Source organism: Marinomonas profundimaris (assembly GCF_000508165.1).
In the GTDB taxonomy this organism is placed as follows: domain Bacteria; phylum Pseudomonadota; class Gammaproteobacteria; order Pseudomonadales; family Marinomonadaceae; genus Marinomonas; species Marinomonas profundimaris.
The window spans coordinates 1-14675 of sequence record NZ_AYOZ01000008.1 but is presented as its reverse complement, the minus strand read 5'-3'; the positions used below and the strand labels follow the sequence as shown (position 1 = coordinate 14675).

Here is a 14675-nt window from a genome sequence, read left to right as displayed (position 1 = left end):
GCGTTTTTAAATGGCTGTAGGATTGCATGATTTTCCTCTTATCCCTGAAATAAAAGGGGTTCGGATAGGTGTTGCGGAAGCTGGTATTAAAAAACCGAATAAAAAAGATGTTGTTATCTTTGAGTTTTGTGAGGGTGCTTCTGTCACTGGTGTCTTCACACAAAATGCATTTTGTGCGGCGCCTGTCCGTATTTGTCAAAAGCATTTAGGTCAGGCTGGTAGTCGTTATTTGTTAATTAATACCGGTAATGCGAATGCTGGCACTGGCAGGTCTGGTCTGGAAACAGCGATGAAGACTTGTGATGAATTGGCGGCTAAGACGGGGGTTAAAGTAGAATCTATTTTGCCTTTCTCGACGGGGGTTATTGGTGAGCCCTTACCGGTAGATAAAATTATTGCGGCTATTCCTAACGCTCTTGCCAATTTGTCAGGCGATAATTGGCAGGCTGCAGGTGTTGGTATTATGACAACGGACACTTTGCCTAAAGGGTCTGTTCGAACCTTTGAGTTTGAAGGTCGGAGTTATACTGTCGCTGGTATTTCAAAGGGTGCTGGTATGATTCGCCCAAATATGGCGACCATGTTGGGTTATGTTTGCAGTGACATTGCCATGGAGGTTGGTGTTCTTCAGGCAATTTTAAAAGATGTCGTGAATAGAAGTTTTAACCGTATTACTGTTGATAGTGATACATCTACAAATGATTCTTGTATTGCCGTGGCGACTGGTGTGGCTGGGAATTCGGTGGTTACCTCTGTCGATGAGCCATTGGCTAAAGCCTTTATTGCGGCTTTTACGGAAGTTATGCAGGAATTGGCTCATGCGATTGTTCGTGATGGCGAAGGCGCGACCAAGTTTGTGACAGTTGAGGTTGTAGGTGCGGCTGAAGTAGCTGATGCTACAAAGACGGCCTTTGAGATTGCGCATTCACCATTGGTAAAAACCGCATTGTTTGCATCTGATCCAAACTGGGGGCGAATTTTGGCGGTGGTTGGTCGAGCTGGTGTTGTTGGTTTGGATGTGGATAAGGTTCAGCTACATATTAATGGCTTTGAAATTGCTCGTAATGGAGGGCGCTCTCCTGATTACCTTGAAGAGCATGGTAAGCAGGCTATGGCACCTCAAGAGATTCATATCGTTCTTGATTTAGGTATGGGGGATGCGTCTGATATTGTTTGGACGACAGATTTTTCTCATGAATATGTCACTATTAACGCAGAGTATCGTACTTAATGTTGGTTAGAGTTGCTGCGGGGATTATTCTTCGAGATGGCGCTGTTTTTATTGCTCTCCGTAAATCCAGCCAGCATCAAGGTGGGTTGTGGGAATTTCCGGGTGGCAAGTGTGAGCTTTCTGAGGAGCCAGAAGTGGCCCTATTAAGAGAGTTGGAAGAAGAGTGTGCTATTCAAGTCACAGAGAATCATTACTTTAAAACAGTTTCTCATGATTATGGTGACAAAGTAGTTGAGTTGCTTTTTTATAAAGTCACTGGTTTTACGGGTGAGCCAATAGGTAAAGAAGGGCAGGAGGTGCGTTGGGTGTCTGTTGTAGATTTGCCTGATTATGCGTTTCCTGAGGCTAATGTGCCGATTGTTGATGCGCTTATTTCTGCTTTATAGTATTTGTGCTTATCTGAAAAAAGAGCTTCTCATGAAGCTCTTTTTTTTATTTTTAATTCAATATTTGGGCCAGTAGTTGTCTAACGACACTGGGTTCAAATGGCTTGCCGCAAATAGCATCGACGCCTTCTTGTGCAATGTTAGATAGCTGGCTATCTTCAGCATTTGAGCTAACCATCAATATAGGAATGTGAGCCAAGGCTGGGTCTAACCGTACTGCTTCGGCGAGTTCTCTTCCGTCCATTTCAGGCATGTTGTAGTCGGTAACAATCAGGTCGAACTCGTGTTCGTTGAGTAATTCAATGGCTTCTTTTCCATTTTCTGCGAATTGAATGTCTTCTATTCCCATTGTATTCAAGGTTTTACTGACATGTTTTCTGGCCATTTTGCTGTCGTCAGTGACAAGAACTCGAAGCGTTCTAGGGTCAAACATTTCTAAGTCAATTTCATCTTCAACAATTAGGTCTAGGGTGGCGTGAATGGCGCGCCTAAGATCTTTTTGATCGAAGGGTTTTGGCAGTATGGCAAGTACGCCCGATTGTCTTAGGTGTTCAAGTTGTTCGCGGTTTCGCTCGCTAGAAATAAGCATAAAACACTGGTTTTCAGTTTCTGTGTTTGAGCGAATTCGATCAATTAAGTCGTTGGCGGATCCGTCGGGAAGATACATTGAAGAAATAACAAGATCGGGTGGAAAGGATGACAAAGAGACAATGGTTTCTTCAATGTTATTGGCGTATTCGATTTGTTTGATTCCTGCGTCCTCAAGCGCTTTAGAGATGATTTTTTTCTGTGTGTCTGAAGGTTCAACTAGGAGAAAAGAAAGATCGCCAATTGCTGCGTAAGTGCTCATGTTAAGGTCGCCTATTGTTAGTGTTGATACTGCTTTGCGCCAATATTATTTTAAGTTTAATAATTGCTTTTAGTTAATTCTATAATACTAAATAGGTTAACATGTTTTATCTAGTGTATTTATGTGATGGGAGTTGAAATGGCGACGGTAAGTGCGTGTCATATTTTGGTAAAAACAAAGGCGGAAGCAGAATCTTTAAAAGTGAAGCTGGATAAAGGGGCGGATTTTCATAAGTTAGCGAAACAATTTTCTACATGCCCATCCGGAAAGAAAGGTGGAGATCTTGGGGAATTTCGTAAGGGCGATATGGTGCCTGCTTTTGATAAGGTTGTTTTTAATTGTCCTTTATATAAAGTTCAGGGGCCGATAAAAACGCAATTTGGTTTTCACCTTATTAAAGTGCTATATCGTTCTTAATGTTTTAAAAGGGTAAATTTAAATGATTAATCCAGTTCAACTTGATGATTGTTATTTTGTCGCTTCGCAGATTGCGAAAGAGGATCTTGCTGCGCTTAAGGTGCAGGGGGTCGAAAGGGTTATCAATAATCGACCTGAGGGTGAGTCTGAGGATCAGCCTGCGGGTGAAGATGTTCGTTTAGCCGCTGAAGCGTTGGGGATAGAGTATGTGAGTAACCCGATTGATTTGGCAGTATTGTCCCAAGGTCATGTGGATCTACAATTGGCGGCGTTGACCGACAATAAAAAAACATTGGCTTTTTGTCGTACTGGAACGCGCTCTTCTGTTTTGTGGGTTTTGTTGCGCGGCGAAAATGGCAAAGAGTACAGCCGTTTGTTTTCGCAGGTTGCAGAGAAGGGCTTTGATTTGTCTCGCTGTGCTGTGGCGATGGCGCCATTGCTAAAGGTTTGATGTTTTTTGGCTCTCTTGTTGTTTGTTTTAGGGTTATTCTTTCATAGAAGATGTGTTGAGGAAGTATGGTTAGTCGTCCGTCATTAGAAACAGCCACAGCGTCAGATCCTGACCGTTTTGTTGAGCCGTTGGAGCTTGGTAAACGAGTAAAAGAGATTCGCCTTGCTAAAGGTTGGACGCTTGAGGAGGTTGGGAAAAGAACAGGGATTGCGCGCTCGACGCTATCAAAAATTGAAAATGATCAAGTCTCGCCCAGCTTTACCATTGTTCAGAAACTGATTAATGGGCTTGAAATGGATTTGCCTCAGTTGTTTGTAGAGGCGAGCGAGCATTCCATTGCTGGTCGCAGGGATATTACTCGTAAAGGGAAGGGGGAGCCACACCCAACCGCGACTTACGAGCACGAGCTGTTAAATTATTCTATTAGTCGTAAAAAAATGGTGCCCTTTAAAACGAAAGTTAGGGCGCGGTCTTTTGGTGAATTTAAAGAGTGGGTTCGCCATGACGGTGAGGAGTTTTTGTTGGTTTTACAAGGTAAGGTTAGCTTTTTCACAGAGCTTTATGAGCCGGTTGAGTTAAAAGAGGGTGATAGTGTGTATTATGATGCCACTATGGGGCACGCGGTGGTTTCTTTGTCTGTAAAAGATGCAGAGATACTCTGGGTTGTTGCTCGTTAATTAATAGTTAAAAACGATGAGTTTAAAAGGTTGTAAAAGATATGAAGCAGTGGGAACCGACAAGCTGGAGAGAAAAAACGGCGCTACAGCAGCCGATTTATCCTGATGCGAGGCATCTGGCTCAAGTAGAGAGTACATTAGGAAAAATGCCTCCTCTGGTTTTTGCTGGAGAGGCTCGTCAGCTTAAGGGGGCATTGGCTCAAGTGGCGAATGGGCAGTCATTTTTGCTTCAGGGTGGTGATTGCGCTGAAAGTTTTGCGGAATTCCATGCGAATAATATCCGAGATACATTTAAGGTTATGTTGCAAATGGCCGTGGTGCTTACCTATGCGGGTAAGTGTCCTGTAGTGAAAGTCGGTCGTATGGCGGGGCAGTTTGCCAAGCCTAGATCTGCTGGTTCGGAAATTATAAATGGTATTGAGTTGCCGAGTTATCGCGGCGATATTATTAATGGCATTGAGTTTACTGAAAAAGCTAGGGTGCCTGATCCTGATCGTTTAGTGCAGGTGTATAATCAAAGTGCTTCTACCATGAATTTACTAAGGGCATTTGCTCAGGGTGGCTTTGCGGACTTGCATCAAGTCCACCAATGGAATTTGGATTTTTTAAACTCCAGTCCAGCGGGTGATCGTTTTCAGGGTGTTGCTGGAAAAATTGATGATGCTTTGCAGTTTATGGAAGCGTGCGGTATTGGTCCTGGCTTGGAGCAATTGAAGGAAACAGATTTTTATACTTCTCATGAAGCTTTGTTATTGCCATATGAGCAAGCTTTAACGCGTCAAGATAGTTTGACAGGGGATTGGTACGATTGTTCGGCGCACATGCTTTGGATTGGTGACCGCACTCGCCAGCTTGATGGGGCGCATGTTGAATTTTTGCGTGGTGTTAAGAACCCTATTGGCGTTAAGGCTGGCCCGTCAATGGATCCAGAGGATCTTGTGCGCTTGTGTGATGTGCTAAACCCAGATAATGAACCTGGTCGTTTAAATGTTATTGTGCGTATGGGCGCGGATAAGGTTGAGGATGGTATGCCTAAGCTTATTCAGGCGATTCAGAAAGAAGGTAAGCATGTCGTTTGGAGTAGTGATCCAATGCACGGAAATACTGTTAAGGCGTCAACGGGCTATAAAACTCGCCGTGTCGACGATGTGCTTAAAGAGGTCCAACAATTTTTCCAAGTTCATAATGCAGAAGGGACTTATGCTGGCGGTGTGCATTTTGAAATGACGGGTCAAAATGTAACGGAGTGTGTGGGTGGTGCCTTTGAGGTGACAGAGGCGGATCTAGCAGACCGCTACCATACGCATTGTGATCCTCGTTTAAATGCGGATCAATCTTTAGAGTTGGCGTTCATGATTTCAGAAACGCTTAAAAAGGCAAGGATGTAGATTTCCTTTTTATAGGCATTAAAAAAGCCCAGTTAATTTTTATTAACTGGGCTTTTTTGTGTTTTTAGATTAGGCTTTTTTACGGCGAAACGCTGAAGTTGCAGATTTTGAGGTCACATCAATTTTTGCCATGATAAGGGCCATTTCTTCGGCCTCGGCTTGTTGTTGGGACTTCAATTTGTCTTCACGTTCTTTTTTTGAAACTCTTTCGGCTTCATTTAGCATTTTTTGAATGCTGGCTTTACTTTTTGTGCGTGCAGGCGCTTTTTTTGTCTCAGTTTGTATTGCGGTTGCTGGGACATCTAATCGCTCTTCACCGATGAGCTCGCCGAAGAAGGATTGAGCGGTTGGTGCTGGCTCAAGTGTTTTTTTTGGGAGCTCAACGGTTTTTTTTACTGCTGCTTTTCTTGTTTTTTTAGGCTGTTCTGCTGTCGATACGCCGTTGGCGTCAAAAAGTGCTTTTTTGCCTAAATTCAAGTTTGTTGCTTTTTCAGCTGTTTGTGCAATTTTATAGCCGCGTAAGCTTTCACCGTTGTAGATCGAGATGTAATCTGTTTCTAGCTCATACAGCTCTTGTTTGTCGCTCGTTTCAAATAGCTCTTCAACTGCAAATGCTTCAATGCCATTCTCCCTAATGTCATTGTATAAAGGGAAGTCTAGGCCTTCATTAGCGGCTTCAACGTATTGCTCGAATCGTTGAAAGCCGCTATTAAAAGAAGTACCAATGTAGTGCTTCCCAGAGATGTTGTTTGTGATTTTAAAAACGACCAAAATCGTTGCCTCTTGCGTAATATCTTTTTAATAGCACATAAGCCCCATTCGCCTGAGGTTACCCAAAGGCGAATGGGGTTTATAAGAAATGGGATTAGTGTTTTACGACGATATTGAGACCGTCACGAACATTCAAATGAACGTTCTCAACTCGCTTGTCTTTCGCAATTAAGCGATTGACTTCGTTGACAGCGATGTCGCTGTTTTCTTTTGGGTCAAGAACTCGCCCTTGCCATAGAGAGTTATCAATAATGATAAGGCCACCGGATCTAACAAGCGGTAATACTGCTTCATAATAGTTCAGATAGTTGCGTTTATCAGCATCGATAAAGACAAAGTCGAATTCCCCTTCAAGGGATTGTATTGTATCGAGAGCGGGGCCGAAAATCGGTTTGATTTTCTTGCCGTGTTCGCTGCGATCAAAAAAAGACTGCGCAAATTCAATCGCTCTAGGATTGGTTTCACAGCAAATGAGCTCGCCCTCAGTTTGCATGCCTTCCGCTATCGATAAAGCTGAGTAGCCGGTAAACATGCCAATTTCGAGGGCTCGTTTAGGTTGAGCTATTTTTGCTAGAAGTTTCAAGGTGCGACCAATGGTTTTTCCTGATAACTTGTTTGGGTAGCCCATATCCGAATAGGTTTTTTCCACCAACTCGATTAACAGGTCTGGTTCTGATTGAGTTGTCTCAATGCAGTAGTCGTCAAGATTATTAAAATCCATAGGTTTTTTATTCAATGAAGTCTTTGTGAAACGGATGCTAATTTTACTCTGCATGCAGAGAATGTCTATGGCTGAACGTGAGAAATATGGCTTGATTTTTGTGGATGACCATTCTGCGGACTTAAAGTCGTTATTTAAATTTGATTCGCATGAATTATCGAAAAATGATATTTTATGCGCTGAAATTTACATGTGCTCTTTAGTATGGAGCACCACTGACTCCGATAGGGGAATAAAATGCCTGTAATTACTTTGCCTGATGGCAGCCAACGTTCTTTTTCAAACTCTGTTACTGTTATGCAAGTGGCCGAAGATATCGGGCCAGGTCTTGCTAAGGCGACTGTGGCAGGTCGTATCAATGGTCGACTGGTAGATGCCTGTGAATTGATTTCTGATGATGCTGAATTAAGTATCGTTACAGGAAAAGACGCGGATGGTGTCGAGATTATTCGCCACTCTTTTGCTCACCTTGTTGGTCATGCTGTTAAACAACTTTATCCAACAGCACAGATGGCCATCGGTCCTGTGATAGATGAAGGTTTTTATTACGATATCGCTTATGAGCGTCCTTTTACGCCAGATGATTTAGCGGCTATTGAAAAACGCATTGGTGAGTTGGTTAAAACGGATTATGACGTAGTTAAAAAAATGACGCCTATTGCCGACGCTCGCCAGCAGTTTGTTGATCGAGGAGAAACGTATAAAGTTTCCCTAATCGATGACATGGATGAATCGGTAAAAGAAGTGGGTTTGTATGTTCACGAAGAATACACAGATATGTGTCGTGGCCCACACGTTCCTAATACAAGAGTGTTGCGCCACTTTAAGCTAACAAAATTGGCGGGTGCTTATTGGCGTGGTGACTCAAATAATGAAATGCTGCAGCGCATTTACGGCACGGCTTGGAATGATAAAAAAGAACTGAAAGGTTATTTGACACGTATAGAAGAGGCTGAAAAGCGCGATCATCGTAAGCTGGGTAAAAAGTTAGATCTATTCCATGTGCAAGAAGAAGCGCCAGGTATGGTGTTTTGGCATCCTAAAGGATGGCGTTTGTATCAGGCTGTAGAGCAATATATGCGACAAAAGCAGCTTGATAATAATTATCAAGAAGTTAAGACGCCGCAAATTGTCGATCGTGTGCTTTGGGAGAAATCTGGGCACTGGGGTAAATATCACGAGAATATGTTTACAACGCATTCTGAAAATCGTGATTACGCAGTTAAGCCGATGAACTGCCCTTGCCATATCCAGGTGTACAATCAAGGCTTAAAAAGTTACCGCGATTTGCCGTTTCGTATGGCTGAATTCGGTTCTTGTCACCGAAATGAACCATCAGGTGCGTTGCATGGTATTATGCGCGTACGTAATTTCGTACAGGATGATGGTCATATCTTTGTAACAGAAGGTCAGATTCAGCAAGAAGTGTCTGAATTTATCGACCTGTTGCATGAGGTTTATGCTGACTTCGGTTTTGATAATATTATTTATCGCTTATCTACTCGCCCTGAACAGCGTGTAGGTTCCGATGAGGTTTGGGATAAGTCTGAGAAGGCTTTGGCTGATGCATTAAATTCGGCTGGGCTTGACTGGGAAGAGTTACCAGGAGAGGGGGCTTTCTACGGGCCTAAAATAGAGTTTTCTTTGAAAGATGCAATCGGTCGTGTTTGGCAGTGTGGCACTATTCAAGTTGATTTTTCTATGCCGACTCGCTTGGGTGCTCAATATGTGTCTGAAGATGGCTCTCGTCAAACGCCTGTTATGCTGCATAGAGCGATAGTGGGTTCACTTGAGCGTTTTATTGGTATTTTGATCGAAGATACAGAAGGTGCATTTCCGGTCTGGCTTGCGCCTGAACAAGTTGTTATCATGAACATTACAGATCGTCAGGCAGATTATTGTTCTGATTTGGCAAAAAGATTAAATTCAAATGGCTTTAGAGCAAAACTTGACTTGAGAAACGAGAAGATCGGGTTTAAAATTCGCGAGCATACTCTTCAACGAGTACCATATATGATCGTTGTTGGCGATAAAGAGGTCGAGCAGGAACAGGTTGCTGTTCGAACTCGTGCTGGTGAAGATCTTGGAGTGATGAGTATTTCTGATTTTGAAGATTTGCTTCGAAGTGAAGTTGCTCGCCGTAGCCGTAAACAAGAAATGGAGATAATACTATAAAAGGTAATATGAATCGTGGGCGTACAGCTAGTAAGCAGCGCCCTCTAATCAACGAGAACATTCGAGCAACCGAAGTGCGCTTAATTGCTGTAGACGGTGAACAAGTTGGCGTTGTCTCGCTTGAAGAGGCACTTAAAGCAGCACAGGATGCGACGCTTGACCTTGTGCAAATTGCTGATTCTGATCCGATTGTTTGCAAAATCATGGACTACGGTAAGCACATTTTTGAGCTTAAGAAAGCGAAAGCGGCTCAGAAGAAAAATGCGAAGCAGATCCAGGTTAAAGAAATGAAATTCCGTCCAGGGACGGAGGAAGGGGATTATCAGGTAAAACTCCGCAACCTGATACGTTTCCTTGAAGGCGGGGATAAGGCCAAGGTGTCATTGCGATACCGTGGTCGTGAAATGGCCCATCAGGAGCTTGGCATGCAGCTTATGAATCGAGTCGCTTTAGACTTAGAGGAATATGGTGCAGTAGAGCAAGCCGCGAAAATGGAAGGTCGTCAATTGACGATGGTGCTAGGCCCCAAAAAGAAGAAGTAATTTTAAATAGGGTGGCTTTAAAGGCGCTGTCTTAAAAGTCACTTCATTAAGAAATTACACTAACATTAACGAATGCGAGAGTGGTTTTATCATGTCCAAAATTAAGTCACACAGTGGCGCAGCTAAGCGCTTCAAACGTACCGCGAATGGTTTTAAGCATAAGCAGTCTCATACTAGTCATATTTTGACTAAGAAATCGACTAAGCGTAAGCGTCATCTTCGTTCTATGAACCAGATTGCGCAAAGCGACAAAGCGTTAATTGTACGCATGTTGCCATACATCTAAGTCTCGATTTTTTTAGTTCATTAATTTATTAGTATAAGGTTTATATTATGCCTCGCGTAAAACGTGGTGTTCAGGCTCGTCGCCGTCACAAGAAGATTTTAAAGCAAGCTAAAGGTTACTACGGTGCACGTAGCCGTGTATTTCGTGTAGCTAAACAAGCTGTTATCAAAGCTGGTCAGTATCAGTACCGTGACCGTCGCCAGCGTAAACGTCAATTCCGCGCTTTGTGGATTGCTCGTATTAACGCTGCTGCACGTATCAATGGTCTTTCTTACAGCCGTTTCATTGCTGGCTTGAAAAAAGCAGCAATTGAAATTGACCGTAAGGTTTTGGCTGACCTAGCTGTGTACGAGAAAGAAGTTTTTGCTGCTATCGTTGAAAAAGCGAAAGCAAGCTTGGCTTAATTTCTGACGTAGCCTTAGGGTGATTCGATCTTGAAAGATTTGATCTTAATAGAGCGAAGCACTCAATGCAGTCTTTGATAGGGGAAGAGCCAATGGTTCTTCCCCTATTTTATTTTTTGGAGTGTGTAAATGGAGAACCTAAAGCAGATTCTTGCTGATGCGCTAAGCGCAGTGGCTGCGTCTGAGAGTGAGTCCGCACTGGATGATGTACGTGTGCATTATTTGGGTAAAAAGGGCGCACTGACTGCTTTGTTGAAACAGCTTGGTAATGTTTCTGCAGAGGATCGACCGAAATTCGGTCAAATGGTTAATGAGGCAAAAGATCAGGTTCAGGAAAAAATTACTGAACGTAAGGCGATGCTTACGAGCGCGGCTTTGAATGCTAAGTTAGCGACCGAAACAATTGATATTTCTCTTTCTGGTAAGGGGCAAGAAGTGGGTGGTTTGCACCCAGTGACTCGTACCATGGAGCGAATTGAAACCTTTTTTCGTGGTATTGGCTTTGATGTGGCTGCAGGGCCAGAAATTGAAGATGACTACCACAATTTTGAAGCCTTAAATATTCCTGCACACCATCCCGCTCGTGCAATGCAGGATACGTTCTACTTCAATCCAACAACCGTACTGAGAACGCATACATCACCTGTTCAAGTACGGACAATGGAGCAAACACAACCGCCGATTCGTATTATTTGTCCGGGTCGTGTTTATCGCTGTGATTCGGATCAAACGCATACACCTATGTTTCATCAGGTAGAGGGTTTGTTGATCGATGAAAATATATCTTTTGCCGATCTAAAGGGTATTTTGCAGCAATTTTTAAATGTCTTTTTTGAAGATGATTTAAAAGTGCGCTTTCGCCCAAGTTACTTTCCGTTCACTGAGCCTTCTATCGAAGTTGATATTATGCGTACGAATAGTAAAGGTGAAGAGTCTTGGTTAGAGGTGTTGGGTTGTGGCATGGTGCATCCAAAAGTGCTTGAGATGTCTGGTATCGACTCTGAGAAGTACACTGGATTTGCATTTGGTATGGGCGTTGAGCGTTTTGCTATGTTGCGTTACAAAGTAGACGATCTTCGTATGTTTTTCGAAAACGATTTGCGTTTCCTTAAGCAATTCAAGTAACCAGTCGACCTAGGGTGTTTTTATGAAAATTAGTGAGAATTGGCTAAGAGAATGGGTCAATCCAGATATTAGTAGTGACGACTTGGTTGCTCAAATAACGATGGCTGGCCTTGAAGTTGATGAGGTTTTGCCGGTTGCGTCTGAATTTTCCGGTGTGGTGGTTGGTGAGATTGTAAGTGCTGAGCCTCATCCAAATGCGGATAAGCTTCAAGTTTGTCAGGTGTCTGATGGTTCAGATGTCTTTCAGGTAGTTTGTGGTGCACCGAATGCGCGTCCAGGCATTAAGATTCCATTTGCAAAAATAGGGGCCCTGCTAGGCGCGGATTTCAAAATCAAAAAGGCTAAGTTACGCCAGGTTGAATCTTTTGGAATGCTTTGTTCAGCGTCTGAATTAGGTTTAAGTGATGACCATGATGGCATCATGGAATTGCCTTCTATCGCGAAGGTCGGTGAAAATTTTCGTGCCTTTTTGGATCTTGATGACAGCATTATTGATGTCGATCTAACGCCAAACCGTAGTGATTGTTTGAGTTTGGCGGGTTTGGCGCGTGAAGTGGGCGTGTTGAATAAGACAGATGTTACGCCAGTAGATATTGTGGCTTCGATTGCTTCGATTGATGATGTTTTTCCGGTCCGTGTCGATGCGGGGGAGGCTTGTTCTCGCTATCTTGGTCGTGTGATTCGCGGTGTAAATGTCAAGGCGCAATCTCCATTGTGGATGGTTGAAAAGCTTCGTCGCAGTGGTATACGTTCTATCGATCCAATTGTAGATATCACCAATTATGTGATGATCGAATTGGGTCAACCAATGCACGCGTTTGATTTGGCGAATTTGTCTGGCTCTATTGTTGTGCGCATGGCGACTGAGGGCGAAAAAATTGTCTTGTTGGATGGGCAGAAGATTGCACTTCGTGAAGACACGCTGCTTATCGCTGACGATAAGGCGCCATTGGCCATTGCGGGTGTAATGGGTGGTGAAGGGTCAGGGGTAAATGCTGAAACTCAAGATATCTTCCTAGAAAGTGCTTTTTTTGCGCCACTTGCATTGGCGGGTAAGGCTCGTTCATATGGTTTGCACACGGATGCGTCTCATCGTTATGAGCGTGGTGTGGATGCTACGCTTCAAGAGAAAGCCATTGAGCGCGCAACAGCGCTTCTGCTAAGTATTGCTGGCGGCCAGGCTGGCCCAGTTACGCACGCTGTGCATGACGCCTTTTTGCCTGAAGCTGCTGTAGTAACGCTGCGCCGCAAAAAGCTAGATCAATACTTGGCTTTGTCTATCGATAAAGACCTAGTAACCGATATTTTGACACGTCTTGGTTTAGAGATGCTCGACGTCACTGATGAGGTTTGGGTGGCGAAATCACCCTCTCATCGTTTTGATATTGCGATAGAGGCAGATTTAATTGAGGAAGTAGCTCGCATCTACGGTTATGACAACCTGCCTTCCTCTATGCCTCAGGCTGCGGTGAATTTTACGCCATTATCTGAGGGTAAGGTGGCCATTCAGGCTTTGCGTTCAACCTTGGTGTCACAGGGTTACCAAGAGGCGGTTACTTATAGCTTCATTGACCCTAATTTGAGTAAGCAGTTTTTACCGAATATTGAGCCTGTGCCATTAGCAAATCCTATTTCTGCTGATATGGGTGTGATGCGTCCAAGTCTATTGCCAGGACTTGTTAAGGCTTATTTGTACAACCAGAATCGTCAGCAATCACGCGTTCGTTTGTTTGAAACGGGTCGTCGCTTTATTGGTTCTGTTGAAGCTTTAGCAGACTTGGATCAGCAAGAGCAGATTTCAGGTTTGATTGCGGGGAGTCGTGATTCAGAAGCTTGGTACCATAACGCAGAAAAAGTCGATTTTTATGACTTAAAGGCTCATGTGGAGGCATTGTTTGCGCTAAATGATGGTGGGCAGCCAACTTATGAGCGATCTCGTTGTGAGTTCCTTCATCCTGGGCGTTCCGCAGATATTTACCTGGATGGCGTGTTTGTTGGTCTGATGGGTGAGCTTCATCCGCAGTTGTCTAAAGTGTTGGGCGCTAATCAACCTATCTATGTTTTTGATATCGCATTGAATGCGGTGTTAAATGCGACGCTTCCGGAGTATAAGGCGGTTTCTCGTTTTCCTGAGGTTCGTCGTGATTTGGCGTTGTTGGTTGATCGCTCTGTACCGGTTAGTTCGCTGGAAAAAGTGATTTCTGAAGTTGCAGGTGATGCGTTCAAAGGTGTCTTGGTTTTTGATGTGTATCAAGGGCAAGGTATTGATGATACGAAAAAAAGTGTCGCTTTGGGCTTGACGTGGCAGCATCCTTCACACACTCTTAGTGATGAAGAAGTGAACAACTCTGTCGAGCAAACTGTTACGGCGTTGTCTGAGCAGTTAGGAGCCGTTGTAAGGGGGTAGATTTATGGGATCGTTGACAAAAGCAGACTTGGCTGAAAATTTAGTGGATTCAATCGGTCTGAGTAAAAAAGACTCAAAAGATTTAGTTGAAGGTTTTTTTGATGTCGTGCGCAATTCATTGATAGAGCGGCAGCAGGTGAAGTTGTCAGGCTTTGGTAATTTTGAAGTGCGTGAAAAGAGTCAGCGCCCAGGTCGAAATCCTAAGACAGGTGAAGAGATACCAATTACTGCGCGTACCGTCGTTACTTTTCGACCAGGGCAAAAGCTCAAGTCAAAAGTAGAAGATTATATGCAAGAGTAGTGTTTTTGTTTTTGAAAAAGCCATCCGTTTTAGGGTGGCTTTTTTGTTGCTGCCTGTTTTGGATAGGGTTTAAATTGTGTTTGCCAGTATGTGTGCAAGTATCAATGTTACGTGCGCGGTGAACAAACTAGAATGATATTTAGATCAATGCTTAAGCGGTTTATCTAATAAATCCTAGATGCATGATTAAATTGAAAAAAAGTTTATAAAACTCTTCCCTTTTTAATTCGTTATAGTAATATACGCCCCCGCTGACAGCGACAGTGTTGCTGTTTGCATCGGGGCGTAGCGCAGCCTGGTAGCGCACTAGCATGGGGTGTTAGTGGTCGCAGGTTCAAATCCTGCCGTCCCGACCAAAAATTTGAGAAATGCCGCTATAGCTCAGTTGGTAGAGCATCTGACTTGTAATCAGAGGGTCCCGAGTTCGACTCTTGGTGGCGGCACCATTTTTTGGTCAAAGTTTCTTATCTTTAGATATAAAGATTAGAAATAAAAAAAGATTTTGTTTTTATTTTGCCGCTATAGCTCAGTTGGTAGAGCATC

Annotated in this window: 16 protein-coding genes and 2 tRNA genes; 15 read left to right on the top strand and 3 right to left on the bottom strand. The window is 43.5% G+C overall.

Annotation, left to right across the window (positions count from 1 at the left end):
* Nucleotides 1-10 precede the first annotated feature (10 nt).
* Nucleotides 11-1231 carry a bifunctional glutamate N-acetyltransferase/amino-acid acetyltransferase ArgJ gene (gene argJ, locus D104_RS24800; protein WP_024023344.1) on the top strand — a complete coding sequence of 407 codons (1221 nt, stop codon included), beginning with the start codon at nucleotides 11-13 and terminating at the stop codon, nucleotides 1229-1231.
* The gene (mutT, locus tag D104_RS24795; protein ID WP_024023343.1) at nucleotides 1231-1617 is read left to right on the top strand and encodes an 8-oxo-dGTP diphosphatase MutT; all 387 of its coding nucleotides are present in this window, start codon (nucleotides 1231-1233) and stop codon (nucleotides 1615-1617) included. Before argJ ends, mutT begins: the two co-directional genes overlap by 1 nt.
* Nucleotides 1618-1669: 52 nt before the next feature.
* On the opposite strand, the gene D104_RS24790 is transcribed toward mutT, so the two are convergent.
* Nucleotides 1670-2467: a response regulator gene (locus D104_RS24790; protein ID WP_024023342.1), complete on the bottom strand. Its 798-nt coding sequence runs from the start codon at nucleotides 2465-2467 to the stop codon at nucleotides 1670-1672.
* A 138-nt stretch (nucleotides 2468-2605) separates the two neighbouring features.
* Between D104_RS24790 and ppiC the strand changes: the two genes are divergently transcribed.
* The 4 genes from ppiC (at nucleotide 2606) to D104_RS24770 (ending at nucleotide 5400) form a co-directional block, all read left to right on the top strand.
* Nucleotides 2606-2884: a peptidylprolyl isomerase PpiC gene (ppiC, locus tag D104_RS24785; RefSeq protein ID WP_024023341.1), complete on the top strand. Its 279-nt coding sequence runs from the start codon at nucleotides 2606-2608 to the stop codon at nucleotides 2882-2884.
* Between the two features lie 22 nt (nucleotides 2885-2906).
* Nucleotides 2907-3335, top strand: a complete 429-nt coding sequence (locus D104_RS24780) for a TIGR01244 family sulfur transferase (RefSeq protein WP_024023340.1) — start codon at nucleotides 2907-2909, stop codon at nucleotides 3333-3335.
* 65 nt (nucleotides 3336-3400) lie between these two features.
* Nucleotides 3401-4012: a helix-turn-helix domain-containing protein gene (locus D104_RS24775; protein ID WP_024023339.1), complete on the top strand. Its 612-nt coding sequence runs from the start codon at nucleotides 3401-3403 to the stop codon at nucleotides 4010-4012.
* 41 nt (nucleotides 4013-4053) lie between these two features.
* On the top strand, nucleotides 4054-5400 hold the full coding sequence (locus D104_RS24770) for a class II 3-deoxy-7-phosphoheptulonate synthase (protein ID WP_024023338.1): 1347 nt from the start codon (nucleotides 4054-4056) through the stop codon (nucleotides 5398-5400).
* Between the two features lie 69 nt (nucleotides 5401-5469).
* On the opposite strand, the gene D104_RS24765 is transcribed toward D104_RS24770, so the two are convergent.
* Nucleotides 5470-6171 (bottom strand): GIY-YIG nuclease family protein, encoded by a 702-nt coding sequence (locus D104_RS24765; RefSeq protein WP_024023337.1) that lies wholly within the window; start codon nucleotides 6169-6171, stop codon nucleotides 5470-5472.
* A 94-nt stretch (nucleotides 6172-6265) separates the two neighbouring features.
* On the bottom strand, nucleotides 6266-6892 hold the full coding sequence (locus D104_RS24760; protein ID WP_031214610.1) for an O-methyltransferase: 627 nt from the start codon (nucleotides 6890-6892) through the stop codon (nucleotides 6266-6268).
* A gap of 237 nt (nucleotides 6893-7129) precedes the next feature.
* On the opposite strand from D104_RS24760, the gene thrS reads away from it, so the two are divergent.
* The 9 genes from thrS to D104_RS24715 all read left to right on the top strand — a co-directional run bounded on the left by thrS (nucleotide 7130) and on the right by D104_RS24715 (nucleotide 14578).
* Nucleotides 7130-9067: a threonine--tRNA ligase gene (gene thrS, locus D104_RS24755; protein ID WP_024023335.1), complete on the top strand. Its 1938-nt coding sequence runs from the start codon at nucleotides 7130-7132 to the stop codon at nucleotides 9065-9067.
* 8 nt (nucleotides 9068-9075) lie between these two features.
* Entirely contained in the window at nucleotides 9076-9609 is a 534-nt protein-coding gene (gene infC, locus D104_RS24750; RefSeq protein WP_024023334.1) for a translation initiation factor IF-3, read from the top strand.
* A gap of 91 nt (nucleotides 9610-9700) precedes the next feature.
* Nucleotides 9701-9895 carry a 50S ribosomal protein L35 gene (gene rpmI, locus D104_RS24745; RefSeq protein WP_012070284.1) on the top strand — a complete coding sequence of 65 codons (195 nt, stop codon included), beginning with the start codon at nucleotides 9701-9703 and terminating at the stop codon, nucleotides 9893-9895.
* 47 nt (nucleotides 9896-9942) lie between these two features.
* Nucleotides 9943-10299 (top strand): 50S ribosomal protein L20, encoded by a 357-nt coding sequence (gene rplT, locus D104_RS24740; protein WP_024023333.1) that lies wholly within the window; start codon nucleotides 9943-9945, stop codon nucleotides 10297-10299.
* Nucleotides 10300-10428: 129 nt separating this feature from the next.
* Entirely contained in the window at nucleotides 10429-11424 is a 996-nt protein-coding gene (pheS, locus tag D104_RS24735) for a phenylalanine--tRNA ligase subunit alpha (protein WP_024023332.1), read from the top strand.
* Between the two features lie 22 nt (nucleotides 11425-11446).
* Entirely contained in the window at nucleotides 11447-13831 is a 2385-nt protein-coding gene (gene pheT, locus D104_RS24730; protein WP_024023331.1) for a phenylalanine--tRNA ligase subunit beta, read from the top strand.
* Nucleotides 13832-13835: 4 nt separating this feature from the next.
* A complete protein-coding gene (locus tag D104_RS24725) occupies nucleotides 13836-14132 on the top strand; it encodes an integration host factor subunit alpha (RefSeq protein WP_024023330.1) in 297 nt (98 codons plus the stop codon).
* 279 nt (nucleotides 14133-14411) lie between these two features.
* Nucleotides 14412-14488 (top strand) — tRNA-Pro (locus D104_RS24720).
* Nucleotides 14489-14502: 14 nt separating this feature from the next.
* Nucleotides 14503-14578 (top strand) — tRNA-Thr (locus D104_RS24715).
* Nucleotides 14579-14675 lie beyond the last annotated feature (97 nt).

Coding starts and splice junctions, on each gene's coding strand:
- argJ (WP_024023344.1), top strand. CDS start 11: ATGGCTGTAGGATTGCATGATTTTCCTCTTATCCCTGAAATAAAAGGG.
- mutT (WP_024023343.1), top strand. CDS start 1,231: ATGTTGGTTAGAGTTGCTGCGGGGATTATTCTTCGAGATGGCGCTGTT.
- D104_RS24790 (WP_024023342.1), bottom strand. CDS start 2,467: ATGAGCACTTACGCAGCAATTGGCGATCTTTCTTTTCTCCTAGTTGAA.
- ppiC (WP_024023341.1), top strand. CDS start 2,606: ATGGCGACGGTAAGTGCGTGTCATATTTTGGTAAAAACAAAGGCGGAA.
- D104_RS24780 (WP_024023340.1), top strand. CDS start 2,907: ATGATTAATCCAGTTCAACTTGATGATTGTTATTTTGTCGCTTCGCAG.
- D104_RS24775 (WP_024023339.1), top strand. CDS start 3,401: ATGGTTAGTCGTCCGTCATTAGAAACAGCCACAGCGTCAGATCCTGAC.
- D104_RS24770 (WP_024023338.1), top strand. CDS start 4,054: ATGAAGCAGTGGGAACCGACAAGCTGGAGAGAAAAAACGGCGCTACAG.
- D104_RS24760 (WP_031214610.1), bottom strand. CDS start 6,892: ATGGATTTTAATAATCTTGACGACTACTGCATTGAGACAACTCAATCA.
- thrS (WP_024023335.1), top strand. CDS start 7,130: ATGCCTGTAATTACTTTGCCTGATGGCAGCCAACGTTCTTTTTCAAAC.
- infC (WP_024023334.1), top strand. CDS start 9,076: ATGAATCGTGGGCGTACAGCTAGTAAGCAGCGCCCTCTAATCAACGAG.
- rpmI (WP_012070284.1), top strand. CDS start 9,701: ATGTCCAAAATTAAGTCACACAGTGGCGCAGCTAAGCGCTTCAAACGT.
- rplT (WP_024023333.1), top strand. CDS start 9,943: ATGCCTCGCGTAAAACGTGGTGTTCAGGCTCGTCGCCGTCACAAGAAG.
- pheS (WP_024023332.1), top strand. CDS start 10,429: ATGGAGAACCTAAAGCAGATTCTTGCTGATGCGCTAAGCGCAGTGGCT.
- pheT (WP_024023331.1), top strand. CDS start 11,447: ATGAAAATTAGTGAGAATTGGCTAAGAGAATGGGTCAATCCAGATATT.
- D104_RS24725 (WP_024023330.1), top strand. CDS start 13,836: ATGGGATCGTTGACAAAAGCAGACTTGGCTGAAAATTTAGTGGATTCA.